This window comes from Psychromonas arctica DSM 14288 (genome assembly GCF_000482725.1).
Classification (GTDB): Bacteria; Pseudomonadota; Gammaproteobacteria; order Enterobacterales; family Psychromonadaceae; genus Psychromonas; species Psychromonas arctica.
On the sequence record NZ_AXWP01000001.1, the window covers coordinates 67,099 to 92,356 of the forward strand.

Below are 25,258 nucleotides of genomic sequence, written 5' to 3' on the forward strand. Positions count from 1 at the left end.
GCCATTCGGATTATCTTCCCCTCAATCAGGGTGATCTCACTTTCTTGCAAGTGAGCGGGTTTGCCAGCTTTGCTGGGCAAACAAAAAAGGCCGCTCGAAAGCGACCCATCCTATCATGAAATAGGTTATTTACTTATATCGTCAAAGAATGTTTTTAAACTATTCAAAAAACCTTCTGATTTAGGTTGGTGCTTTTTGCTGCTACCTGATCCCAGTGAGTTTTCAAACTCTTTTAACAATTCACGCTGTTTGCTTGATAATTTAACTGGTGTTTCAATAGTCACTTTACACATTAAATCACCCGTAGAGTGACTACGCACTGATTTAACACCTTTATTGCGCATACGGAACATACGTCCAGTTTGCGTTTCTGCAGGTATTTTCAGTTTCACGCGACCATCTAAAGTAGGAACTTCAATTTCCCCTCCTAATGCCGCTTCAGTAAAGCTAATGGGTACTTCACAATATAAATCATTGCCGTCGCGCTCAAATACATCATGCGGACGTACATTCATCTGTACATACAAGTCACCAGCAGGTGCACCTTGCTCTCCCGCTTCACCTTCACCGCTTAAACGGATACGGTCACCAGTATCAACACCGGCTGGGATTTTAACTGATAAGGTTTTACTGCGCTCGTAACGGCCTTCACCGTGACACTTGTTACATGGGTCAGTGATAATTTTACCTTTACCACGACAAGTAGGACAAGTTTGATTAACTGCAAAGAAACCTTGACGCATTTGTACTTGGCCTTGGCCGTGACAAGTGCCACAAGTTTTAGTATCTGTACCTTTCTTAGCACCAGAACCATTACACTGTTCACAATGTACTAATGTTGGAATTTGGATCTCTTTAGAGATACCTTTAACGGCTTCTTCTAATGTTAGCTCCATGTTGTAGCGTAGGTCTGAACCCTGTTGAGGACGCTGCGCACCACCACGGCGGCCACCACCAAAAATATCTCCGAATATATCGTCAAAACCGCCACCGCCGAAACCACCACCGCCATGACCTTGCTGATTAACACCATCGTGGCCGTATTGATCAAATGCGGCTTTCTTTTGGGGATCGCTAAGAATTTCGTAAGCTTCTTTTACTTCCTTGAATTTTTCTTCTAGCGCATCATCACCTTTAGTACGATCTGGGTGGTACTTCATCGCTAAGCGTTTATAAGCTTTTTTAACTTCTTTCTCTGACGCATCTCGGCTTAAACCAAGTACCTCATAACAATCTCGTTTAGACATGGTTATTTCTCAAATCTCTGTTTATTGAAAACAAACACGCGGATTATAGATAAATCCATAACCCGCGAGTTGAAACGATCTTACTTATTTAGGGTTTACCTAATTATTTTTTCTCGTCTTTTACTTCTTCAAACTCAGCATCAACGATATCATCATCTTGCTTAGCTTGTGCTTCTGGTTGTTCTGCACCGGCTTCACCAGCTTGTGCTTTTTGTTGAGCAACTTCAGCTAGTTTTTGTGATGCTTCAGCTAGCGCTTGAGTTTTAGTCTCAATTGCTTCTTTATCTTCGCTTTTAATTGCAGCTTCAAGTTCAGTTAACGCAGCTTCAATTTTTTCTTTATCGTCAGCTGGTAGCGCATCGCCTGCTTCTTCAATTTGTTTGCGAGTAGTGTGTACTAATGCATCACCTTGATTACGTGCAGTTACCATTTCTTCAAACTTTTTATCAGCATCAGCATTTGCTTCTGCGTCATTTACCATTTTTTCAATCTCTTCGTCAGATAGACCAGAGCTTGATTTAATCGTAATTTTTTGTTCTTGGTTAGTATCTTTATCTTTAGCAGATACGTGCAAGATACCATCAGCATCCATATCGAAAGTAACTTCGATTTGTGGTGCACCACGCGTTGCAGCACGAATACCTTCAAGGTTAAATTGACCTAGAGATTTATTATCCGCAGCTCGTTTACGCTCACCTTGAAGAATGTGAATGGTTACTGCACTTTGATTGTCTTCCGCAGTAGAGAATGTTTGTGACTGTTTAGTTGGGATAGTTGTATTTTTCTCGATAACTTTCGTTAATACGCCACCCATTGTTTCGATACCTAGAGATAACGGTGTAACGTCTAATAATAGAACGTCAGTTTTGTCACCAGAAAGTACAGCACCTTGAATCGCAGCACCCATTGCAACAGCTTCATCAGGGTTAACGTCTTTACGTGCCGCTTTGCCAAAGAACTCAGCAACTGCTGCTTGTACTAAAGGCATACGAGTTTGACCACCGACTAAGATAACATCATCGATGTCACCAACAGATAAGTCAGCATCTTTAAGTGCAATACGTAATGGTTCAAGTGTTGCTTTAACCATATCTTCAACTAAAGACTCTAATTTAGAACGAGTTACTTTAATGTTTAAATGTTTAGGACCTGATGCATCAGCAGTGATGTATGGCAGGTTGATGTCAGTTTGCTGTGCAGAAGAAAGCTCGATTTTTGCTTTTTCAGCCGCTTCTTTAACACGTTGCATCGCTAATGGATCTTTAGTTAGATCGAAGTTCTGGTCTTTTTGGAACTCTTTAACTAAGAAATTAATTAGACGGTTATCGAAATCTTCACCACCTAAGTGCGTATCACCATTAGTTGCTAATACTTCAAATGTTTTTTCGCCATCTACTTCGTCGATTTCAATGATTGAAATATCGAAAGTACCGCCACCTAAGTCGTATACTGCAACAACACTGTCGCCTTTAGAGTTATTAACGCCGTAAGCAAATGCAGCAGCAGTTGGCTCATTGATGATACGTTTAACATCAAGACCAGCAATACGGCCAGCATCTTTAGTTGCTTGACGTTGTGCATCGTTAAAGTAAGCAGGTACTGTAATTACAGCGCCAGATACTTTTTCACCTAGGTAATCTTCTGCTGTTTTTTTCATTTTTTTCAATACTTCAGCAGAGATTTGTGGAGGTGCCATTTTATTGCCACGCGCTTCAACCCATGCATCACCATTATCAGCTTTTACAATTTTGTAAGGCATGATTTTGATATCGCGTTGTACTTCTTCATCTTCAAAGCGACGACCGATAAGACGTTTGATAGCAAATAAAGTATTTGTTGGGTTAGTTACAGATTGACGTTTAGCAGGTTGACCTACTAAGATTTCGCCATCTTCTGCATAAGCAATGATTGAAGGAGTAGTACGTTCGCCTTCTGCATTTTCAATGATTTTAGCTACATCGCCATCCAGTACAGAAACACATGAATTCGTAGTACCTAAATCAATACCGATAATTTTACCCATTTTAACTCTCTCCACACTTGTTAATGTTGTTACTTGTTTAGTTGACTAACTGCACGCTGGCAGTGTCTGTTCGATACTTTATATATAAGGGGCTATTTTTTTGTTTCAAGGGCTACAAGCAAAAAAAATGACTTTTTTTTAAATAATGCTTATTGCAAGAAACTACTAAGCCGCTTTATTGATTAAAATAGATGATTAAAACGCTGAATATTGATAAATAAACAGGCAATCACCCACTTGTCTCTATGCACAATATTGATTTAATCAATATCATTTAAAGCAATTTCTTTAACAGCCCCTGCCTAACATTTAATAGTTAGGGCGATGTGGACATAAAAAAAGGTGCTAAAGCACCTTTTTATTCATTTTTATTTGAGCCGATATTTTTACAAGCTTTTAGCTTTCAAAAAAATTATTCTGCAGCTTTTGAAACCACAACCATTGCTGGACGAATAACTTGACCACCATTTAACTCATAACCTTTTTGCATAACAGCAACAACTTGGTTAGGCGCAACACCTTCAACCACTTGCATACTCATTGCTTGATGCTTTTCAGGATTTAATGTTTCACCGATTGGATCGATTTGTTGAATACCGATGCTTGCAATCGCTTTCAATAGCTCAGTTAAAGTCATTTCAACGCCCTCAACCATAGGTTTCAAGGTTTCATTCTCTTTATCTGCGTGTTGAATTGCTAATTCTAAGTGATCAACAACTGGCGTTAATGCATTCGCAAATGTTCTTAAAACAGATTTGCGACGGTTTTCTGCATCAATGCCTGCTTTACGAATTTCGTTTTGAGAGAAAGCTTGAGCACGAATAACAAGATCTTTCTGCTCAGCTAATGCTTCTTCAGCCAAAGCTAATTTTTTAGTTAACGTTTCAATTTGAACAGCTTGCTCATCAACAACTTCAACAGCAACATCTTCAGTTATTGTTTCTGCATTTTGCTCGACAGCTTCTTCGCCTAAAACAGTTTCAATTGCTTCTTCAACAGTCTTTTTTTGTTCTTCGCTCATAATTCAATCCTACTTAATATTATTTGGGTCAATTTTATAAGCTCTATTATGGGGATAGTAATAATAGTTTCAAGCCTGTTAATAAAAACATTTATAACAGGTATACTGAAAATCATCACATTTTCGCAAGTAGGCATTCTATGAGTCTGGATAATCAGCAACAATCTGAATTTAAAACCATTGGGTTAATCGGCAAACCACAACACAGTGAAGCGCTACAGACACTAACTAGCCTGTACTATTTTTTAGAAGCTCGTGGTCATTCAATCATTGTTGACCTGCGTTTAGCTGATGACTTAGACCTACCACAAATACGCTATGAAGATTTAGTGGGGATTGGTCAAAAATGCGATTTAGCAATAGTCGTTGGCGGTGATGGATATATGTTAGGCGCCGCTAGAGTGCTTGCACGATTCGATATTTCAGTAATTGGTGTAAATAGAGGTAATTTAGGTTTTTTGACAGATTTAGATCCTGATAACTTCGAACAGCCACTTAGTGAGGTATTAGAAGGTAACTATCAAACTGAACATCGCTTTTTATTAGAAGCACAAGTGCATAGCCACGGTCATATGAAAAGCAGTAGTACAGCGGTTAATGAAGCGGTGTTACATCCTGATAAAATTGCACATATGATCGAATTTGAAGTATATGTTAACGACAACTTTATGATCAACCAACGTGCAGATGGCTTGATCCTATCGACTCCAACCGGTTCAACAGCTTATTCGCTGTCAGGAGGCGGCCCGATTTTAACGCCGAAACTGGATGCAATTAGTTTATTACCAATGTTTCCTCACACCCTTAACAGCCGCCCTATCGTTATTGATGCCAATAGTGTTGTGCGATTAAAAATGGCGCAATCAAATACGACAGAAATGCAAATCAGCTGCGACAGTCATGTTAATTTATCAGTGTTACCCGGTGATGAAGTCATTATTAAAAAGACACAGCATAAATTGCATTTGGTGCACCCTCAAAATTACAACTACTTTAACGTACTTCAAACTAAATTTGGTTGGGGTAATAAACTTTTTTAATATATTTAACTGACTAAAAATCAGTACAGGCCATCCTAGGAATGTACTGATTCAAGTAACCTAAGTTCTGGATAAGCAAAGCGATATCGCACCGTTATTCCAGCGGATTTCTTCGATAATTCGCCTTGAACTACGCAAAACTAACGGCACTATTTAATAGCCAAAAAATATAATCTTATGACGTTATGATTTTAACTAACCTCAATTCCACTTTCATTAACCAAAATTAAAGTGTTCAGTTCAATTAGACCAGAATAAGTAATCCCCTCTAGCCAAATCAATCACCATTACCATTCGACCTCCCCTTTCATACTTATTTGTTATTAACCAAAACAACATTTCTGAATACATTGGAAAATGAACAGCATTAAAAAATTAACGAAAATTACACAAACAGCACTTTACTGTTTAAAAAAACAGTATTAAACTACAATCATAAGCTGTATTTTTAAACAGTACTTTTAAACCACTGTTTTTAACTAATGGTCATTTCGTTGTTAATATAATCGTTAAGATAATCATAGGATATCTATTTTATGCTAAGCCAATTAACTGTTCAGAACTTTGCAATTGTGAAATTTCTAGAGCTTGATTTTCACCAAGGTATGACCACAATCACTGGTGAAACAGGCGCAGGTAAATCAATTGCTATCGATGCATTAGGCCTATGTCTTGGTGACCGCGCGGATGCAAGCATGATCCGACAAGGTACGGATAAAGCAGAAGTCAGCGCACGCTTTAACCTAAGTGACACACCAAATGCACTTGCTTGGTTAAGTAATAACGATTTAGAAAATAGTCTCAGCGATAACCCTAACGAATGTTTATTACGTCGTATTATTACCAAAGAAGGACGCTCGCGTGCTTACGTTAATGCAACGCCGGTACCGCTTTCTCAATTAAAAAGTTTAGGTCAGCTATTAGTTAATATTCATGGTCAGCATGCACACCAAAGTTTATTACGCCCTGATATACAACTATCGATTATTGATGAATATGCCAATCATCAACAACTAGTACAAAAAGTAAAAGACACTTACCAAGGTTGCCACTTTCTAAAAAAACAATTGCAGCAACAACAGCTAAGTCAACAAGAAAAACAAGCGCGGAAACAGTTACTTGAATACCAAATTATTGAATTAGACGAGTTTGCATTAGCAGAAGACGAGTTTACAGAAATAGAGTCCGAGCATAAAAAATTAGCCAATAGTGGCGCGCTGTTAGAAAACACACAAATTAGCTTAAATTTATTAACGGATTCAGATGAAGTCGATGCACTAACGCTATTACAAAAAAGCATTTCATTACTTGAATCGCAAGTACAGCACGACAGCAAGCTTGAAAGTATTGTCACTTCGCTACAGGAAGCCGTGATTCAAATTGAAGAAGCAGGCTACGAATTACGTCAATACAGCGAACAACTAGAACTGGACCCAGAGCAATTTGAGCAATTAGAGTCACGCTTAAGCCAGGCACTGACATTAGCAAGGAAGCACCAAGTTCAGCCAGAAATGTTATATGCGTTCCACCAAAAACTAAGCAAAGAATATCAACAACTTAATAATAGTGAAGCACAGATAGAGAAGCTAACGATGGATCTTGATAACGCAAAACAAGATTACATTAAACATGCACAAAAACTCAGCCAAAGCCGTCAACGCTACGCAAAAGAACTAAGTAAAAAGATTACTCAAAGCATCCAAAAGCTTAATATGGAAGATGGCCAATTTGAAGTCGCAATGACTCAACACGGTGCTGATAGCCTGAGTCCTCTTGGTATTGATGGCATTGAATTCCAGGTTGCAGCTAATGCAGGACAAGGCTTACAAAATTTAGGTAAAGTTGCATCGGGTGGTGAATTATCACGTATCAGCTTAGCGATTCAAGTGATCATCAGCCAACGCGTTTCAACACCAACGCTAATTTTTGATGAAGTTGATGTAGGTATCAGTGGCGCAACCGCCGCAGTAGTTGGCAATTTATTACGTCAATTAGGTGAAAGCACACAAATATTTTGTGTTACTCATTTACCGCAAGTAGCTGGTAATGGTCATCAACATATGATTGTTAATAAACATAGTGACGGTAAAAGTACCAATACTAATATGCAATTATTAGATGAATCAGAACGTATTCATGAACTCGCAAGGTTATTAGGCGGAGATAGTATTACCGAACATACATTAGCCAACGCAAAAGAATTGCTAATTTCATAGATAAGTTGATTGGTTAATTGTCTGCACTCATTCATTACCAATAAAATGCATTACTTATTCAAGGTAATGCATTACCTTTCATCTAGCCATTATGCGTTATTTCGCTTTCAATTAATTTACCAATGACAACGAACTATAAATCCAGCCAACAGATAAAATGAACGAATAAAATAATGAATGTTGAATCTGCGAAACAAAAGAACAAAGCGATCACTAAAATAGTTTGATATATTAAAACCACTTTTCTTGGCTGGCTTTAATAATGAAAAAATTACTTTCACTGATATTTATTATTACCCTCTCTGGTTGTTCTCAATTTAATAACTCAGATTCCGACGACAACGCGCTATTAACTAATCTGACTTGGGAACAGCAACAACAAACATTACAACAACTTGATCACTGGACACTCACCGGTAAGCTGGCTATTTTCCTTGAAACGGATCGCCAGAGTGCCAATATTTATTGGCAACAACAAGGTGATGATTATTCAATTCAACTAACTACTTTTATTGGTACACGTATTTTACAGGTAACTAAAGATAAACAAGGTGTTGAGATAATCAATAATGATGATGAAGTGTTTACAGGGCAAGATGCCAACACATTAATTAAACAACTCTCCCCAGGTTTAGATCTCCCTATCGCTGCTTTACAACAATGGATCAAAGGTAACCCTGCTAATGCATCTTACCAACTAAATGATCAACAGCAAGTCAGTGAACTAGTGGGTTTAGATACAAGCCAAAACCTTTGGGAGGTTGACTTCCAACAATATCAAGTTTTCTCTGGCACGGTTTTACCCACCAAAGTAAACCTTAAGCGCGATGATATTCGCGTCAAAATAGCTATTAATCAATGGAAAGTAGCAAACTAATCGAGTTTATTATGCGAATTGAATCTATCCGCTGGCCTGCACCAGCGAAGTTAAACCTTTTTTTATATATCACCGGGCAACGTGCCGACGGTTATCACGAATTACAAACCTTATTTCAGTTTATCGATCGTTGTGATCATCTCACCATAACCGCGAATAACAGTGGCAATATTAGCATCAGCCCTGCCCTTGAGAATGTGCCCCTAGAAAGTAACCTGATCTATAAAGCGGCGATGTTATTAAAAAAACATACAGGTTGTTCATTGGGAGCCAGTATTAATTTAGAGAAAAATCTCCCAATGGGTGGCGGCTTAGGCGGCGGTTCATCTGATGCAGCGACAACCTTAGTCGCACTCAATTACCATTGGGATTTAAACTTAAGTGAACAGACCTTAGCTGAACTCGGCAAATCATTAGGTGCTGATGTACCTATTTTCATTCATGGAAAAGCCGCGATTGCCGAAGGTGTAGGTGAAATTTTACATTCAGTTCAACCGAAACAAGCTCATTATTTAGTGGCGGTACCAGATTGCCATATCTCCACTCCTGAAGTATTTAAAAATCCATATTTAAAAAGGGATACAAAAAAGCTTCAACATGAGCAACTTATGACCAATAAATGGACAAATGATTGCGAACCTTGCGTCAAAAAACACTATCCTAAGGTTGCTAATACCATCGACTGGTTGCTAGAATACGCACCAACTCAAATGACAGGGACAGGGGCATGTGTGTTTAGCACATTTGACCATGCTAATGAAGCTGAGTTATTAGCACAACAAACGCCAAAATGGTTGAATTGCTTCACCGCGGAAGGCTTAAATACTTCACCTCTATGTGAATTATTATCTACAAAAAAATCAGACTAATTAGTTGAAATTTCAATTAATTACACTTGTTAATGACATTACGTTATTGACTAAATCAACAGGATGAAAGAGGTCCTCAAAGTGCCAAACATGAAACTATTTGCAGGTAACGCAACACCCGATCTAGCTCAGAAAATAGCAGATCGTCTTTTCATCAAATTAGGAAGCGCAGACGTAGGTCGTTTTAGTGATGGCGAAATTCACGTGCAAATTAATGAGAATGTTCGTGGTGATGATATTTTCATCGTGCAATCTACTTGTGCACCAACCAACGACAACTTAATGGAATTGATTGTAATGATCGATGCACTTCGTCGCGCATCAGCGGGTCGTATTACAGCCGTAATTCCATACTTTGGTTATGCTCGTCAAGATCGCCGTGTACGTTCAAGCCGTGTTCCAATTACTGCTAAAGTAGTTGCTGATTTCCTTTCAAATGTTGGCGTTGACCGTGTAATGACTGTTGATTTACATGCTGAACAAATTCAAGGTTTCTTCGATGTGCCTGTTGATAACGTATTTGGTAGCTCAGTGCTATTAGAAGATATGTTAGAGAAAAAACTAGAAAACCCAATGATTGTTTCTCCAGATATCGGTGGAGTAGTACGTGCACGCGCACACGCTAAACTATTAGATGATGCAGATTTAGCAATCATTGATAAACGTCGTCCTAAAGCAAATGTTGCTCAAGTTATGCATTTGATTGGTGATGTTGAAGGTCGTAACTGTATCATTGTGGACGATATGATCGATACAGGTGGTACATTATGTCAAGCAGCTGCTGCACTGAAAGAACGTGGCGCACTTTCTGTATATGCTTACGCAACACATGCGGTATTCTCTGGTTCTGCTGTTGAGAACATTAAAAACTCTGTCATTGATGAGTTTATTGTTACGGATTCTATCCCATTAACAGATGAAATCCTTGCTACTGGTAAAGTTAAGCAATTGACTTTAAGCGGAATGTTAGCTGAAGCCATTCGCCGCGTGAGCAACGAAGAATCAATTTCTGCGATGTTTCATTACTAAATTTTATTACTAAGGGAGCAATGAGATAGTTACCCTCTCTTTGTGTTCTATTTTGAGAAGCGCTTATTTGTTATAAATAAGCGCTTTTTTTATGCATTTAATTTGTACAAAAGCGTTTACTGAGTTACTATGGCGCGCCTTTTTTATACACCCTAACGGGGAAAAAGGCGGTTATCGCTGGTCGCAAACGATAATCTATTTTAATTTGAAAAGACATTTTGTTTTTTCAACAATGGAGTTTTACCATGTCAATTACATTAGTAGCAACAAGCCGTACAGATTTAGGGAAAGGTGCGAGCCGCCGCCTACGTCACACAAACCAAACACCTGGTGTTGTATACGGTTCAGGAAAAGATCCTGTATCTCTTACTTTCGAACACAAAGAATTAATGAAAGTTGAATCTATTGAAGCATTTTACTCTTCAGTATTGAACTTAGAAATTGATGGTGTTTCTGAGCAAGTATTGCTTAAAGCTATTCAACGTCACTCTTTCAAAGAGCGTATCCAACATTTAGATCTTTTACGTGTTGATGCAACACATAAATTACAAACAACTGTACCACTTCACTTCTTAAACGAAGAAACTGCTACAGCTGTTAAAAATGGTGGCGTTATTGCTCACTTAGCAAATGAGTTAGAAGTAACTTGTTTACCAGCTGATTTACCTGCGTTCATCGAAGTTGATATCGCAAATGTTGAAATCGGCGGAACAGTTCACATCTCTGACATCACATTACCTAAAGGTGTTGAGTCTGTTGAGCTTACTAAAGGCGAAGAGCATGATTTACCAGTACTAGCTATCACAGCTAAGAAAGTAGCTGCTGAAGGCGAAGAAGAAGCAACAGAAGTAGCAGACGCTGCTGAGTAATCGTGTCAACTACGATTAAATTGCTTGTGGGCCTGGCTAATCCAGGCCCCGAATATGCAAATACTCGACACAATGCCGGACAATGGTACATACAACAACTCGCCTCACAAGAAAACATTCAGCTAAAACCTGAAGCAAAGTTTTTTGGTCTTACCGGACGCATTCAGTTTGCAGGTAACGACATTCGTTTATTAGTTCCAACTACCTTCATGAATCTTAGTGGTAAAGCTGTTATAGCAATGGCAAAATTCTACCAAATTAAACCAGAAGAGATTTTAGTAGCCCATGACGAGTTAGACATTTCCCCAGGAGTAGCAAAGTTTAAACTGGGTGGCGGTCATGGTGGACATAATGGCTTGCGAGATATCATTTCCAAGTTAGGCAATAATAAAAATTTCTACCGTTTACGTATCGGCATCGGCCATCCGGGCGATAAAAGCCGTGTTAGCGGTTATGTACTTGGTAAAGCAACAAGTACTGAACAGAATTTGATCGAGCAAAGTATCGATGAAGCTGCGCGTTGCACACACATTTTAGGTGTTGACGGCATAGAAAAAGCGATGAATCGCTTACATAGCTTCAAAGCACAATAACAGTTAATTAATAGGATAAAATCATGGGTTTTAAATGTGGTATCGTTGGTTTACCCAATGTTGGTAAATCGACCCTTTTTAATGCATTAACAAAAGCAGGCATTGAAGCGGCTAACTTTCCTTTTTGTACAATCGAGCCAAATACTGGCATCGTTCCTGTACCTGATCCACGTTTAGATCAACTGGCTGCGATTGTAAATCCGCAGAAAGTGTTACCAACGACCATGGAATTTGTTGATATCGCCGGTTTAGTTGAAGGCGCATCAAAAGGTGAAGGTCTTGGTAATAAATTCCTAGCAAACATTCGTGAAACAGATGCAATCGGACACGTTGTGCGTTGTTTCCAAGATGACAATATCGTTCATGTTGCGGGTAAAATAGACCCACAGGAAGATATTGACATCATCAACACTGAATTAGCACTAGCTGACTTAGAAAGTTGTGACCGCGCTATTTTACGCTTAGGTAAAAAAGCTAAAGGCGGCGATAAAGACGCTAAATTTGAATTACCTATTCTAGAACGTATCAAAGCACATTTAGAAGCTGACGGTATGGTTCGTGGTTTAGAACTTGAAAAAGAAGAACGTGCTGCAATAGACTACCTAAGCTTTTTAACGCTTAAACCGACTATGTACATTGCTAACGTTGCTGAAGATGGTTTTGAAGATAACCCATTCTTAGACAAAGTACGTGAAATTGCAGACAGAGAAGGTGCGGTTGTTGTACCAGTGTGTGCTGCGATTGAATCTGAAATTGCAGAATTAGATGATGAAGACAAAGCTGAGTTTTTAGAAGGTATTGGTCAAAGCGAACCAGGTCTTAACCGTGTTATCTACAGTGGTTACGAGCTATTACACCTACAAACTTACTTTACAGCAGGTGTTAAAGAAGTACGTGCTTGGACTGTGCCTGTTGGCGCAACTGCACCGCAAGCAGCTGGTAAAATTCATACTGATTTTGAACGTGGTTTCATCCGCGCAGAAATTATTGGTTTTGATGACTTTGTTGAATTTAAAGGCGAAGCTGGCGCAAAAGAAGCGGGTAAATGGCGTTTAGAAGGTAAATCGTACGTCACTAAAGACGGCGATGTGATTCATTTCCGCTTTAATGTTTAAAGGCTAATCTGCTTACTAAACATCAAAAGGCAACTTCGGTTGCCTTTTTTGTCTTTACTATACTGTTTTTACTGCTTAGCTTTTGCCGGCCACCGTTAATAACGATAAGTTGATAAAAGCCTTAATTACGCAATTTCTAATCTGTTTCTGCCATTCTTTTTCGCTTGATATAAAGCATCATCGGCACGTTTTAAAAAGCGTCCAAAATTTTCATCTTGCTCTGATATTTTAGCCATACCGATACTGATAGTGACATTAATATTGTGCGGATTAAGTGATTCAATCACATCCAATAAACCCACTGCTTTATTAAAGGCTTCTTCATCTTCACAGGGGTCAAAGAGGATCACAAACTCTTCACCACCGGAGCGAGCAATCAAATCTTGATCGCTACAATCCTGCGCTAATGTTTCTGCAACGGCTTGTAAAACAATGTCACCAACCGCGTGGCCATGGGTATCATTGATCTTTTTGAAATGATCAATATCTATCATTAACACCCAAAGCGCAAAGTGATGACGTTTCGCGGTCAACACCTCTCTTTCAGCAATATCCATTAAATAATGACGATTATATAAACCAGTTAATTGATCATGGAAAGCCATTTGATTGAGTTTATCTCTTTGCAATTTAAGCGTTAAATGGGTTTTAACGCGAGCCACCACAATCGCAGGTCGAATCGGTTTAGTTATGTAATCAACAGCGCCAATTAACAACCCCCTTTCTTCATCTTTCTCTGCGTCTAACCCCGTCAGAAAGATCACTGGAATAGCTGCCGTCAGTGGATTTTTCTTAAGCTGCTCGCAGACTTCATAACCATCCATATTCGGCATAGTTACATCTAATAAAATAAGATCAGGCTGAGGGTGTGTTTGTGCTATTTGCAAACATGCCGCGCCGTTTGTCGCGATACTAACTTGATGCAAATCTTTTAGACAAGAGGCTATTATTTTTAAGCTGACTTGCGAATCATCAACAATCAACACAGATTCATTCTTAGACATTATTTACTAAACTTCCTTCTATTTTTGAATATTGTTTACTATTAGTCAGTTTAAAATAAAACATCCTTACTTTATTCCATTTACCAATATTGCAATTTATTGGCAAGTATAGCCCGATATAACTTAAACTAGTTTGCAGCTGATCGAGTTAATCTGCGCAAATTTTAATATCAATCCCCTGCTCTGAAAATAATGCTAATAGCTTAGGGTCTGAGCTTGAATCCGTTACTAGGCAATCAATTTTGTGCGCATCACACACTTTATGCGTCGCCATTTTACCTAATTTCAAATAGGACGCTAAGGTTACCACTTGCTCTGATTGCTCAATAATGGTGGATAATGTCTCCGCTTCATCAATATGATTAATGCTTAAACCTTGGCTTGGGTGTAAGGCGCACACACCTAAAAAACTACAGTCAAAATGAATCTTTCTTAACATAGCATTGGTGGTTGCACCAAGCGCCATTACTGAAGGTTTAAATATTTTCCCACCCAATAAAATAAGCTCAATATTATTATGATGGATAAGCTTAGTCGCCACCAGCGGACTTGGCGTGACCACGGTGAAATTAAAATGCGTCGGTAAATTCATTGCAAGTTGTAGGCAAGTGCTTCCTGAATCAATAAGGATCGTCTGTCCCTCTTTAATTAACGGAATAGCGGCTAGCGCAACACGTTGCTTTAAGGGGTCGACTTCTTCATGGCGTTGACGATACTCTTGGCTTTCATGCTGCAAAGGTAAAGCGCCACCATGCACACGACGCAATTGTTTAAGTTCATCTAATAACTTTAAATCCCGGCGTACCGTATCTTCTGACACACCTAATTGCAGGCTCAATTCAGTTGCATAAACACGGCCCAATTGACTTAATAATTCAAGAATTTTGCTGTGCCTTTGTTGTTGTAACATACTATCCCCTGCGTTTTTTTTCATGATCTTACTTGATTATGCAGTAATATCTCATAATTAGCACCCTTCCCTTTGCATGGAAATGCGTCTTTGTTATCAATGACCACACAACGGGAAGGTATAGCAACTAAAAGCCTCTGCCAACGTTTATAACGATGCTTATATTTCTATTTCACACTACTTAAAAATCACCGCCAAATTACCCCTTCTCAATAACAGGTTTAAACTGATATTGAGGTGCTAACTGACTAAAACCTGCCGATGCGCCTTTAGTGACATGGATTTGGTGGTTAATACGCTCCTTTAAGGCATCAACATGCGAGATAATACCAATTAACTTACCCGTCGCATTTAAACGTTCTAATGCTTCTAAAGCCACTTCTAGGGTATTAGCATCTAACGTACCAAAACCTTCATCCAAGAATAATGATTCTATTTGAGTTTTATGGCTCACTAAATTTGATAAAGCCAACGCTAGCCCCAAACTGACTAAGAAACTTTCACCGCCAGATAAGGTTTTAACATCTCGCACGGTATTCGCTTGCCACAGATCAACCACTTGCAACGCTAAAGGTTGGTTAATATTACGCTGTAACTGATAACGTTGATGTAAGTTAGCCATCTCTTTATTCGCTAAATAAACTAAGTTATCTAACGTCACTCCCTGCGCGAAAGTTCTAAATTTAGCGCCATCCGCAGAGCCAATTAACTTATTAAGCATTTCCCATTGCTGTGCATTTTCTTGTTTCTGTTGTTGTTGCGTTAATAAGTTTTGTTGCTTAACTTTGGCACTATCATCGGCTTGTAACAACCCTAACTTAGTTGCATAAAGCTGATGGTGTTGTTCTATTTTTTGTTCAGCCCCTGCCAATGACACCTTTGCTTGCACTAAATCTAACGCAGTTAATTTCAATGCTTGTTGCGTAGTTAGCTGGTTTTCTAATGTTTGTAAGCGTGTTGTTTCAGTTAATAACTGCTGTTGTAGCTGTTGCCTCTGTTCCGTTAACGCTTGCATTTCATCTTGCGTTAAACAGGCATCAAGGTAACCAGCTTGGTCAGTAAACAGTGAAGAAGTTAATGCCGTTGTAAATAGCTCATCAGCCTGGGTTAACTGCTCTTTATATTGAGCTTCTAAAGTAACCAACTGCGAGTTTTCGCCTTGTAATGCTTGCTCTATCGCACTTAACGTTTGTAATACTGATTTAGACGCTTCTAACTGAGTTTGGCATTGCGTTAGTTGCTGTTGTGCTTTATCACGTAATTGTTGCTGAGAAAGATCACCAAACTGCGTTTTCCTATGTTGTTGCAACTCCGTTATTTTTTCAGTTAACGCATTAATTTGAGTGGTGACTTGTTGTAATAGCGCGGTATGTTGCTGTGCAACTTGTTGTGCTAATGAATATTGTTGCGATAACTCAGCCAGTTTTTGTTGTAGTTGCTGCTCATTGGTTAACTGTAATTGATAGTCAGAAACTTGCTGTGTCATGTCAGCTAACCATTGTTCTGGTTGATTAAAAATGACGGTTGGATTTAAAAAGGTTAAGTCATTAGCCTCTGAAAGCTGAGAGTGATCTGGCAAACTGTCTATGATTGTTTGTTTAACGGCACCTGTTTTTAATGCAACTTGCTCAGATTCAGCTGTTAATGATTCAAGTTGTTCAATTAATGACGTTTGTGCATGTAAACTCTGTTGCTGCGTTAGTGATAAATTATGTTTGTCAGTCGAAAGCACTTGTAATTGATTTGATTGATCAGACTGTAGCTTTTCTAAGGTTCGAACCACTTCCATTTTTTGAGTTAGCTGCTGTGCTTGTAATGTTAATGCCTGCCTCTGTTTTAACAACCACTCACTGCTTTGTGGGTTATATTCCTGAGTCATTAAATAAGCATTATTTGTCCATAAAGTCAGTAACTCCTGTCTTTCGACTAACAAAGCTTGTAATGAAGCTTCGATCTGAGCTAGCTGCTGTTGTTTGGTTTTTAATTGTCCATTTAACTCACTATAACGATTACGAGCGTCAAGCAATTGTTGCTGTTGTTCGTTTAAACGAGATTGATGATGTGAGGCATCAATTTTTTGATAATTAACTAAAGCAGGATGATCTAACGAACCACATAAAGGACACGGCTCACTTTCTTCTACTTTCATTTGCAGCGCGCTAAGACTTTGTATTATCTGATCTTGCTCAAGCAGTTTTTCTGTATTGTTTACATCGTCGGCTAATTGCTTGCCCTGAGTTTTCCAGGCGAGTAGCTGTTCATTCTCTGCTTGTAATGAGGCTTCTAAGTTAGCTTTATTATCTGTTATTTTTGTTAGATCCGCTTCAATGCGATCCAATTTATCCACCAGCGGTAAAGCTGACTGACAATGTTCTAATTCATTTTGAATATTAACTAACTGTGCATTTGCACTGGTCAGTGATGATTCAGGTAATAAAGCTAATGCATTTTGAATGTCAGACTGTGTTTTCTGAAGCGCCAATTCTAATGGTTCAACTTGACCCATTAATGCATTCATTGCTTGCTCAGCTTGATGACTTGCCTGAAGAGCTTCAGATTTTTTCTTTTCAGTTAGTTGCAATGTTTGCGAAAGCGTTGATTTTTTATCTTGCATCTCACTAAGCTGATTGAGCTGAAAGGAGATAGTCGATAACTTTTCGCTTACTTGTGGAATATAAGCACGTGATTTTAAAATTAACTGACTGTTTTGAATCTGAGTTTGATAGTCAGTTACTTGTAACTTCTGCTCCGTGAGCTTTTGATTTTCCTGCATTAAAAGCTTTGATTTTTCAGCTTGTTCTTGATTTAACTGTTCAAATTGAGATTGTTTATCTGCGATGGATAACTCTAAAGGCACTAATACACGGTTAATTTCATCTAAGGTTTTATCAGTTGTTTGTTGCTGCGCTTGTAATTGTTCACTTCTCAATGATTGATCTTGTTGTGCTTGCTGCATTAGCGTTTTATTACTATTACGCTTTTGTTCAATATCCAATAATTGTTGTTTAACACGTTCATGCTGCAAAAAAGATTGCTGTTTTGAGTCAAATAATGGCGTTAATTTAGCCGCTTTTTCAGCGTTAACTAAAGCTTTATCTTTGCTTGCAAACTCGTGTTGCTGCTGATTTATGTTAGTCACAATATCAGTTTGCTTTTTCACATCATCAGAAAGTTTTTGCGTTTGTTGCAACCAATTACAGGCGGTTTCTAAAGCTTTATGTTCTGTTGTTAATGTTTTTTGTTGTTGAGATAGCGTAACAATCTCTGCGTCCAATTCAGCACGTTGATCTTCATCTAACAAGCTTAATACTTTTGATTGTTCAGTGAGTAATGTTAATTCGCTTTGGATCTGCTTATTTTGCTGATAAACGTACTGTGCGATTTCGCAATATATTTCAGTACCCGTTAACTCTTCTAATAATTCAGCTCGTTCACCACTTGAAGCATTCAAGAACGCCGCAAAACCACCCTGCGCTAATAACATAGACTTAGTAAAACGAGAGAAATCTAACCCTGTCAGCTCGGTGACTTGTTTTAATACCTCGCTGCTTTTAGTGGCCAGCACTTTGCCATCTATTTCAGTTAATTCACAAATCGGCGCTTGCAAGTTACCATCAGCATGGCTACGAGCACGTTTTTGCGACCAATAAACTCGATATCCTTTGCCTTTAACCTCAAACTCAACTTCAGCATGACAATCACCACAACCCCGCGTCATTAATTCATTTTTACTTTGCGTTAATTTATCTAAGCGTGGTGTTTGTTGATATAACGCTAAACAGATGGCATCTAAAATAGTACTTTTACCCGCTCCCGTTTGCCCAGTGATCACAAATAAAGCGTTCTCTTGGAAAGCTTGATCTTGAAAATCAATTTTCCATTCACCTTTTAAGGAATTTAAATTTTTAAAACGTAAAGAAAGAATCTTCATGATTGATGCTCCACAGCTGATAACACTTCAGCAAATAACCCTTTTAACTGTTGCTTCTGTTCGTCACTAATATTGTCTTCAATATCCAAACGATGCTCAAATAACTGCTCTGGCGTGACGTTATCCAAACTTTTTTTATCGTTATCTTGCCATTGATTAGCTTCATTAATCTGCGGACTACTGACTTTTAAAATATCAATGTGAGTCCCTTCTACTAATTGACTTAAATGCGAGTGCAAGTCTGACATGTAATGCGCTTGTTTAAGTTTTACTTCTACCCAAACACTTTGCTCAAGGTCATCAGCCTTAAGTGCATTAATTTGTTCTGAAATACTATCAAGGTCACCACTGATTACTTTTAAAGATTGAAAAGTCGGAATGTCTATTTCACTCACACTAAGATCTGTTTTATTCGTAAACTCAATAAGATTCACTTTCTTAGTTTGTTTGCTTTCATCAAAGCTCAATGGAATAGGCGAACCGCTATAACGAATAACGTCAGACTGTTGCACTCGTTGCGCCTTATGAATATGCCCTAATGCAATATAGTCAAAGGCCGGAAACAATGAAGAAGGAAAAGCCGTTAACGTACCAATATAAATTTCACGTACCGAATCAGATACCGCGCAACCCACTGCGGTTAGATGGCCCGTTGCTAAAATAGGAGTGTCAGTATTCGCTTGTTCTTGCGCTGTTTCATAGATTCGTTGATAAGTATCAGCAATTCCCTGCTGCAATGACATCTGTTTATGTTCAGCCGAACTACCTTGCTCACTCACCATCACATCAGTTGCACGTAAAAAAGGCAACGCACATAACAAAGCCTGTTGTTCACCGTTTTTATCTTTTAAAGAAATAAGATGATCAGCTAAGTTCTCGCTCAAGCCAGCCAACACAGAAACGTTTAAAGCACTTAATAGAGATTTACTTTCATTTAACACAGCAACACTGTCATGGTTACCTGAGACAATCACTAACTGTGAGCAATAGCTTTGTTGTAATTGCACCACAAAGTCTGCATATAGTTTACGTGCATAAGAAGCAGGTGAAGCACTGTCGAAAATATCACCGGCAACGATCACCGCATCAACTTGTTGCTTATTAACGACCTCAATTAACCACGACAAAAACTGTTGATGTTCATTTTCACGTGTTTTCATCATAAAATACTGGCCAAGGTGCCAATCTGAGGTATGTAATATTTTCATGTTTCACTATTCTTAAGTTAAATTATGATCAGTTTATCTTTTTCAGCCGTATAAAACTCTATTCAGCGTTGTTTTTGATTATGTTTGCACAAAATAAAAACAACTTGATTAGCAATTAAGCAAAAAAACAAAAAAACGTTTTTTTTATTAAAAAATAGTTGACGAGGTTCACTGATATCCGCATAATGCGCCCCATCGAAATGACGCACTGTTCTGCAGAGGTCGTTAAGATTAAAGTAAAAAATGGCTACATAGCTCAGCTGGTTAGAGCACATCACTCATAATGATGGGGTCCCAGGTTCAAATCCCGGTGTAGCCACCATTTACTTTACGCGGAAGTGGCGGAATTGGTAGACGCGCTAGATTTAGGTTCTAGTATCGTAAGATGTGAGAGTTCAAGTCTCTCTTTCCGCACCATTCTTTATTTCGATAAAGAAGCCAGAGAAGAATAACTCTATAAAATAACCACTCAATGAGATTAAACTCTATAAAATAGTAATTGGGATATCGCCAAGCGGTAATGCACCGCAGGATTTTAATATAGGATCTCGGCATGTTCTTAAGAGAATGAACTCTTTAAAATAACGATTGGGATATCGCCAAGCGGTAAGGCACCGGGTTTTGATCTCGGCATTCAGAGGTTCAAATCCTCTTATCCCAGCCAAATTTTGCGGAAGTGGCGGAATTGGTAGACGCGCTAGATTTAGGTTCTAGTATCGCAAGGTGTGAGAGTTCAAGTCTCTCTTTCCGCACCATTCTTTATTTCGATAAAGAAGCCAGAGAAGAATAACTCTATAAAATAACCACTCAATGAGATTAAACTCTATAAAATAGTAATTGGGATATCGCCAAGCGGTAATGCACCGCAGGATTTTAATATAGGATCTCGGCATGTTCTTAAGAGAATGAACTCTTTAAAATAACAATTGGGATATCGCCAAGCGGTAAGGCACCGGGTTTTGATCTCGGCATTCAGAGGTTCAAATCCTCTTATCCCAGCCAAATTTTGCGGAAGTGGCGGAATTGGTAGACGCGCTAGATTTAGGTTCTAGTATCGCAAGGTGTGAGAGTTCAAGTCTCTCTTTCCGCACCATTCTTAACCACACCAGTTAAGAAATAAATTAACCAGCTAATTGCTGGTTTTTTTATGCCTGAAATTCATGGAATTGGCAGACGCGCTAGAATTAGGTTCAGCTATTAATACCAATGTAGTTAACTATCTAACCTACCTTACTGGTTAAAATCAAAACTACCTGCGTTGTTTTCAATCCCAATAGCTAGCTATTACTCAATCAAACGCCTTGCTACTTTTTATTTTTCCTGCGTAATATTACGGTCATCTACTCAACTAGATTGGTATAGAACGCGCAAGGTGTGAGAGTTCAAGTCTCTCTTTCCACACCATTCTTAACCACACCAGTTAAGAAATAAATTAACCAGCTAATTGCTGGTTTTTTTATGCCTTAAATTCAAAAATCAGTGTCGACAATGTTTACAACTTTTACAATTCCCACTGCCAAGGTTAATGATAAGCATATAATAAATATGAAATTCTAATCACTGGATCATAATATGCATTATTTTTAGTCTTACAAAGGTGGAGTTTATTAAAATTTCACGAATTAATAAGGAGATTAAAATGAAAAACATTATACAAGGGATTTTGGTAACAGGGACTATATTGGCAGCTAGTTCTTCTGCCTTAGCAGTTCCGGTAGCTTGGACCGACTGGACAAGCGTTAGTGGAAATACTGCCACAGGTACGATAGAGGGTATTGCCGTCACGGTAACCGGCACTGCAGGTTTGAATGGTGTATCGCAAACAGGTACAGGTGCCAATTACTGGACGGAGCCAGATGCTGCTGACCTCGCCTATACTGGCGGCACAATTGATAATGCCCCAACAGCAAGTGAGCAAGTTGGACTAAACACAGCTAACAGTATTACTGTAACTTTCGGATCTGCGATTAATAATCTGTACATGGCATTACTGAGCGTCGGCCGTCCTAACTATACTGTCACTTACGATTTCGATCAGTCTTTCACAATTGACAGTGAAGGTCGCGGATTCTGGGGTAATGATGTAACTAATGGTGTGCTTGGTGCCAACGATACTCTGGCAATGCAGGAATTTCACGGCACGTTACTATTCGATGCACCAGTCACAACTATGACTTTCGACACTAATCCTGGGGAAAATTGGCATGCATTCACTTTCGGTAAAGCGACGAGTGTTCCTGAGCCCGGCTCATTCATACTACTAGGCCTCGGCTTAGCTAGCCTTGGCTTCAGTCGTCGTAAAGCAAAAGTGCAGGCCCCCCACAAACTTTAATCAACTTTATACTTTACTAATAACGACTTAAAATCGTATGAAGTTAAGTACTTAACCTTCCTCACCCTTCGTGGTTAAACAGCTTTTGACTCTAAAAAATCAAGCAACCACGAAGCGCTACGCTTCACGAAGAACACGAAGTAAGGACTTTAAAAATATGTAAACTTATTTTTTGACCTTATCTTCTTCACCCTTCGTGCCTTCATGGTTAAACTGCTTTTGATTTTAAAAATACAAAGCCCAACAACGTTACCTTTTCACAATTGGAAGCTGTGATAATAAAATAAAAGTGGCAGAATAATAGTCTGTTTCTGGCGTTATCTGAGGCAATGTAACATCAGCATCTTCATTATTCATTTTAGCTTCTGTAACGGCTTTAATCGCTTTCATTCCAGCGTTAGCGACTGTTTCTGAACGTTGACCTGTCAATAAATCAACCGTTGCTGGTAGCGTTTCCTGAGCCCAAAAATCAATAAATGGTGCGATTAATTGTGTTTGGTAATCTTGTGCGAGCATTAAATAAAGCGGTAATCGATTAGCATTCTCTCCATACTCTGTAGAGTTAGCCCCTTCTAAAGTTGCTTTATTCTCTGACAGGATCATCCAATCTGACGGTAAATTCCAATCACTAAAACGCGCTGAGTTCATCAATGATGTGCCCGATTGGTATACTTCAGCCCAAATCGGGTCGCCTGTTACTTCAGTAAATAAATTTAAAGCGGGAAATACCCAGTAGGATAAATTGATTTGAACACGGTCATCAGGCAACTCAAAGCCTGTTTCGCTCGGTAATACCAACTGATAACCGAATTGTTGACGAATAAGTTTAGCTTTAATGGCATCTAACACCCGTAAACCTTCAACCAGGAATATTTGGCGATCCCATTTATTTTCTGCGGCTAATAAAGCCCACGCAATAATAATATCGCCATTACTTGCGTTGCTTTGAGCAGAGATACATTTTTTATCGCACACTTCTTTTTCTAAGGGTGAATATTGTTGACGAAATAAATGATCTTCGCGCTGCATATTTTGTTGTGTCCACGCCCACATATCTTGAAACTGCTTTCTATCATTAGAAAAGACAGCAAACAACAAGGCAAGCCCTTGCCCTTCACTGGTTGATATATTGTTATTTTCAGTATCAAGCACTCGGTTAGTATCAATAAATTGTGCTTTGTAAGTGATCCAATTTTTTTGAAAAGGGGTTCGCTCAAAAGAAATAAATTTGGGAATAAATGAAATCGCAATCAAAAATAAGAGTATTCCGATGAATATAATTTTCTTCATTTCCCAGTATTCCTTAATCTTTTTTAATGCAGTGGTATTGATAAATAGACCGCCATCATAAAGGTGAACAGCATAAAAATCATCAACAATAACAGCTAACTAATACCCTTATCCTTGTCATAGCGATTATCAAAAGAACTTAAATCAAGGTACTTTGCTAAAGGAGTATTCAACAATATGGAAAAGTGGATATTCATATTCAAAGGGTATAATTTGCAGGGGTAAACAGGGGTAAACTGGCAGTCAAATCTTTTACAGAAAAAATATTATTAATCAATAACGAGCACATGACAATAAAGCAATGGATATAATGATATTTACATTGTTCCAAGACCTTAATATCTTCACATTTAGTGCGCTAGGCTGAATGTTATACATGCTTAATATTAGCGAGTTTCTAATGAGGATATGTTGGAAATTTTGATAGTGATAAATTAATGAATTGATCGTCGTAATTGGTTTTTACTGGCTATCCAACATTTACCAGTGTGCTCAGCGAACGAAGCTAACTCCTCTAAAGAGCCTACAGCACCTTGATAATCCTTTCCGAAACGACTAGCTAGGGTCAACCAAGTAGACTCATCGAGACCAAGTGTATGGAGTAATTGAGGATGATGACTGGCGATTGCACCTCGTTTATCTTCTCGTAAGATACGTCCACTCCAATCCACTAACTCAAGGTAATCTATCAATGAAAAAGAAATGCCTGGCTCATGATTAATCTTATCACTTTCATCAGCGTCACCAATAAAGCCAAATAAAGATTTTTTCTTAAAATAATAATTTGATGGGTTATCTTCTGGTTGGGCGTTGCCATGTATTCGTTCATAAACTGATGTATATTCAGAAGTTTCAACGCTATCATTTATTTTTGCACGAATTGGATTTAAATCTACATAAGCCATACAAGTCACTAACGCATCTTCATCTAGCAAAGCCTGAGACTTAAAGCGCCCTTCCCAAAACCGGCCTGAGCATTCATCTTCTTTATTCGCTTTACGCGCGATAAATTCATTTAAACAACGCATAAACCAAGATATATCGACTAGACGCTCTCGCCAATTACTAATAATGGCTAATGCCGCTTTATTTTCTGCTGCTGAGCTTGTCTGCTCATCCAGCCAACGCGCCACTAAGACAGGCTTGGAATATAACTGACACCAACGTTCACAAACTTGCTCATTACTCAGCTCTTCACTGTGCCGCTCATTCACATGTAATACTAAATGATAATGATTAGACATAATCGCATAAGCACAAATATCAATACTAAAGACGGAAGCAAGATAATGCATTCGTTCAATCACCCACTGGCGTCGATGCGCAAATGATTTTTCTGTGTATTTATCTTCACCGCATAAATAAGCACGACGAACACAACGTGAAATACAGTGATAATAAGGTGTATCTGATAGCGACACTTGAGATTGGCGAGACTGAGTCATAACAACTACCTCTTAGCATGTAAAAGCGACATAACTAAAAGATAGAAGAGTACTTATGAGCCGTCAAAATTTATGGGTGTCCGCTATTTTTCTAGTTGATATTGACCTCTCAAAGTTCTTTGATGAATTAATCATGACATGCTGATGAACCGCGTTGGTCGTAAAATCAAAGACAAGGCATTAATGCAATTACTCGGTCGGTTTTTACGAGCAGGTATTGCAGAGGCAGAAACAGGTCT

At 38.6% G+C, this 25,258-nt stretch carries 18 protein-coding genes and 6 tRNA genes; 15 read left to right on the plus strand and 9 right to left on the minus strand.

Going from position 1 to position 25,258, the window contains the following annotated elements:
• Nucleotides 1-125: 125 nt before the first annotated feature.
• The 3 genes from dnaJ to grpE all read right to left on the minus strand — a co-directional run bounded on the left by dnaJ (nt 126) and on the right by grpE (nt 4,291).
• On the minus strand, nt 126-1,247 hold the full coding sequence (gene dnaJ / locus H592_RS0100290) for a molecular chaperone DnaJ (RefSeq protein ID WP_028866974.1): 1,122 nt from the start codon (nt 1,245-1,247) through the stop codon (nt 126-128).
• Nucleotides 1,248-1,350: 103 nt separating this feature from the next.
• Nucleotides 1,351-3,270, minus strand: a complete 1,920-nt coding sequence (gene dnaK, locus H592_RS0100295; protein ID WP_028866975.1) for a molecular chaperone DnaK — start codon at nt 3,268-3,270, stop codon at nt 1,351-1,353.
• 412 nt (nt 3,271-3,682) lie between these two features.
• On the minus strand, nt 3,683-4,291 hold the full coding sequence (grpE, locus tag H592_RS0100300; RefSeq protein ID WP_028866976.1) for a nucleotide exchange factor GrpE: 609 nt from the start codon (nt 4,289-4,291) through the stop codon (nt 3,683-3,685).
• A 140-nt stretch (nt 4,292-4,431) separates the two neighbouring features.
• Between grpE and nadK the strand changes: the two genes are divergently transcribed.
• The 8 genes from nadK to ychF all read left to right on the plus strand — a co-directional run bounded on the left by nadK (nt 4,432) and on the right by ychF (nt 12,899).
• Entirely contained in the window at nt 4,432-5,331 is a 900-nt protein-coding gene (nadK, locus tag H592_RS0100305; protein ID WP_028866977.1) for an NAD(+) kinase, read from the plus strand.
• Between the two features lie 536 nt (nt 5,332-5,867).
• On the plus strand, nt 5,868-7,547 hold the full coding sequence (recN, locus tag H592_RS0100310; protein ID WP_028866978.1) for a DNA repair protein RecN: 1,680 nt from the start codon (nt 5,868-5,870) through the stop codon (nt 7,545-7,547).
• 262 nt (nt 7,548-7,809) lie between these two features.
• Entirely contained in the window at nt 7,810-8,424 is a 615-nt protein-coding gene (lolB, locus tag H592_RS21180) for a lipoprotein insertase outer membrane protein LolB (protein WP_037070650.1), read from the plus strand.
• 11 nt (nt 8,425-8,435) lie between these two features.
• A complete protein-coding gene (gene ispE / locus H592_RS0100320) occupies nt 8,436-9,293 on the plus strand; it encodes a 4-(cytidine 5'-diphospho)-2-C-methyl-D-erythritol kinase (protein WP_028866979.1) in 858 nt (285 codons plus the stop codon).
• An 81-nt stretch (nt 9,294-9,374) separates the two neighbouring features.
• Complete coding sequence (locus tag H592_RS0100325; protein WP_028866980.1) at nt 9,375-10,322, plus strand: ribose-phosphate pyrophosphokinase; 948 nt, start codon at nt 9,375-9,377, stop codon at nt 10,320-10,322.
• Nucleotides 10,323-10,567: 245 nt separating this feature from the next.
• Entirely contained in the window at nt 10,568-11,191 is a 624-nt protein-coding gene (locus H592_RS0100330) for a 50S ribosomal protein L25/general stress protein Ctc (RefSeq protein WP_028866981.1), read from the plus strand.
• A gap of 2 nt (nt 11,192-11,193) precedes the next feature.
• Nucleotides 11,194-11,784: an aminoacyl-tRNA hydrolase gene (pth, locus tag H592_RS0100335; protein WP_028866982.1), complete on the plus strand. Its 591-nt coding sequence runs from the start codon at nt 11,194-11,196 to the stop codon at nt 11,782-11,784.
• Between the two features lie 23 nt (nt 11,785-11,807).
• Entirely contained in the window at nt 11,808-12,899 is a 1,092-nt protein-coding gene (gene ychF, locus H592_RS0100340; protein WP_028866983.1) for a redox-regulated ATPase YchF, read from the plus strand.
• 125 nt (nt 12,900-13,024) lie between these two features.
• Here the strand turns inward: ychF and H592_RS0100345 are convergent, their stop codons facing one another.
• From H592_RS0100345 to sbcD, 4 genes are all read right to left on the minus strand, one after another.
• The gene (locus H592_RS0100345; protein ID WP_028866984.1) at nt 13,025-13,903 is read right to left on the minus strand and encodes a GGDEF domain-containing response regulator; all 879 of its coding nucleotides are present in this window, start codon (nt 13,901-13,903) and stop codon (nt 13,025-13,027) included.
• A gap of 148 nt (nt 13,904-14,051) precedes the next feature.
• Nucleotides 14,052-14,837, minus strand: coding sequence for a DeoR/GlpR family DNA-binding transcription regulator (locus tag H592_RS0100350; RefSeq protein WP_245600336.1), 786 nt, complete (start codon nt 14,835-14,837; stop codon nt 14,052-14,054).
• Nucleotides 14,838-15,012: 175 nt separating this feature from the next.
• Complete coding sequence (locus tag H592_RS0100355; RefSeq protein ID WP_028866986.1) at nt 15,013-18,744, minus strand: AAA family ATPase; 3,732 nt, start codon at nt 18,742-18,744, stop codon at nt 15,013-15,015.
• Nucleotides 18,741-19,952, minus strand: coding sequence for an exonuclease subunit SbcD (gene sbcD, locus H592_RS0100360; RefSeq protein ID WP_028866987.1), 1,212 nt, complete (start codon nt 19,950-19,952; stop codon nt 18,741-18,743). The genes H592_RS0100355 and sbcD overlap by 4 nt, the downstream gene beginning before the upstream one ends.
• Before the next feature lie 245 nt (nt 19,953-20,197).
• Here sbcD and H592_RS0100365 point away from each other — a divergent pair.
• From H592_RS0100365 to H592_RS24495, 7 genes are all read left to right on the plus strand, one after another.
• Nucleotides 20,198-20,274 (plus strand) — tRNA-Met (locus tag H592_RS0100365).
• Between the two features lie 10 nt (nt 20,275-20,284).
• Nucleotides 20,285-20,369, plus strand: a tRNA-Leu gene (locus H592_RS0100370).
• 172 nt (nt 20,370-20,541) lie between these two features.
• Nucleotides 20,542-20,616 (plus strand) — tRNA-Gln (locus tag H592_RS0100375).
• Between the two features lie 6 nt (nt 20,617-20,622).
• A tRNA-Leu gene (locus H592_RS0100380) sits at nt 20,623-20,707 on the plus strand.
• Nucleotides 20,708-20,879: 172 nt separating this feature from the next.
• Nucleotides 20,880-20,954, plus strand: a tRNA-Gln gene (locus H592_RS0100385).
• Nucleotides 20,955-20,960: 6 nt separating this feature from the next.
• Nucleotides 20,961-21,045: transfer RNA gene (locus H592_RS0100390), tRNA-Leu, on the plus strand.
• Nucleotides 21,046-21,591: 546 nt separating this feature from the next.
• On the plus strand, nt 21,592-22,284 hold the full coding sequence (locus H592_RS24495) for a PEP-CTERM sorting domain-containing protein (RefSeq protein WP_028866988.1): 693 nt from the start codon (nt 21,592-21,594) through the stop codon (nt 22,282-22,284).
• Nucleotides 22,285-22,533: 249 nt separating this feature from the next.
• Here H592_RS24495 and H592_RS21190 read toward each other — a convergent pair whose 3' ends face one another.
• Together H592_RS21190 and H592_RS0100405 are read right to left on the minus strand one after the other, a co-directional pair.
• Nucleotides 22,534-23,574 (minus strand): family 8 glycosyl hydrolase, encoded by a 1,041-nt coding sequence (locus H592_RS21190; RefSeq protein WP_051368830.1) that lies wholly within the window; start codon nt 23,572-23,574, stop codon nt 22,534-22,536.
• A gap of 434 nt (nt 23,575-24,008) precedes the next feature.
• Entirely contained in the window at nt 24,009-25,019 is a 1,011-nt protein-coding gene (locus H592_RS0100405; protein WP_028866989.1) for a transposase, read from the minus strand.
• Nucleotides 25,020-25,258 lie beyond the last annotated feature (239 nt).

Excerpts from the sequence above, each read along its gene's own strand:
- dnaJ (WP_028866974.1), bottom strand. The coding sequence starts at position 1,247 with ATGTCTAAACGAGATTGTTATGAGGTACTTGGTTTAAGCCGAGATGCG.
- dnaK (WP_028866975.1), bottom strand. The coding sequence starts at position 3,270 with ATGGGTAAAATTATCGGTATTGATTTAGGTACTACGAATTCATGTGTT.
- grpE (WP_028866976.1), bottom strand. The coding sequence starts at position 4,291 with ATGAGCGAAGAACAAAAAAAGACTGTTGAAGAAGCAATTGAAACTGTT.
- nadK (WP_028866977.1), top strand. The coding sequence starts at position 4,432 with ATGAGTCTGGATAATCAGCAACAATCTGAATTTAAAACCATTGGGTTA.
- recN (WP_028866978.1), top strand. The coding sequence starts at position 5,868 with ATGCTAAGCCAATTAACTGTTCAGAACTTTGCAATTGTGAAATTTCTA.
- lolB (WP_037070650.1), top strand. The coding sequence starts at position 7,810 with ATGAAAAAATTACTTTCACTGATATTTATTATTACCCTCTCTGGTTGT.
- ispE (WP_028866979.1), top strand. The coding sequence starts at position 8,436 with ATGCGAATTGAATCTATCCGCTGGCCTGCACCAGCGAAGTTAAACCTT.
- H592_RS0100330 (WP_028866981.1), top strand. The coding sequence starts at position 10,568 with ATGTCAATTACATTAGTAGCAACAAGCCGTACAGATTTAGGGAAAGGT.
- ychF (WP_028866983.1), top strand. The coding sequence starts at position 11,808 with ATGGGTTTTAAATGTGGTATCGTTGGTTTACCCAATGTTGGTAAATCG.
- H592_RS0100345 (WP_028866984.1), bottom strand. The coding sequence starts at position 13,903 with ATGTCTAAGAATGAATCTGTGTTGATTGTTGATGATTCGCAAGTCAGC.
- H592_RS0100350 (WP_245600336.1), bottom strand. The coding sequence starts at position 14,837 with ATGAAAAAAAACGCAGGGGATAGTATGTTACAACAACAAAGGCACAGC.
- H592_RS0100355 (WP_028866986.1), bottom strand. The coding sequence starts at position 18,744 with ATGAAGATTCTTTCTTTACGTTTTAAAAATTTAAATTCCTTAAAAGGT.
- sbcD (WP_028866987.1), bottom strand. The coding sequence starts at position 19,952 with ATGAAAATATTACATACCTCAGATTGGCACCTTGGCCAGTATTTTATG.
- H592_RS24495 (WP_028866988.1), top strand. The coding sequence starts at position 21,592 with ATGAAAAACATTATACAAGGGATTTTGGTAACAGGGACTATATTGGCA.
- H592_RS21190 (WP_051368830.1), bottom strand. The coding sequence starts at position 23,574 with ATGAAGAAAATTATATTCATCGGAATACTCTTATTTTTGATTGCGATT.
- H592_RS0100405 (WP_028866989.1), bottom strand. The coding sequence starts at position 25,019 with ATGACTCAGTCTCGCCAATCTCAAGTGTCGCTATCAGATACACCTTAT.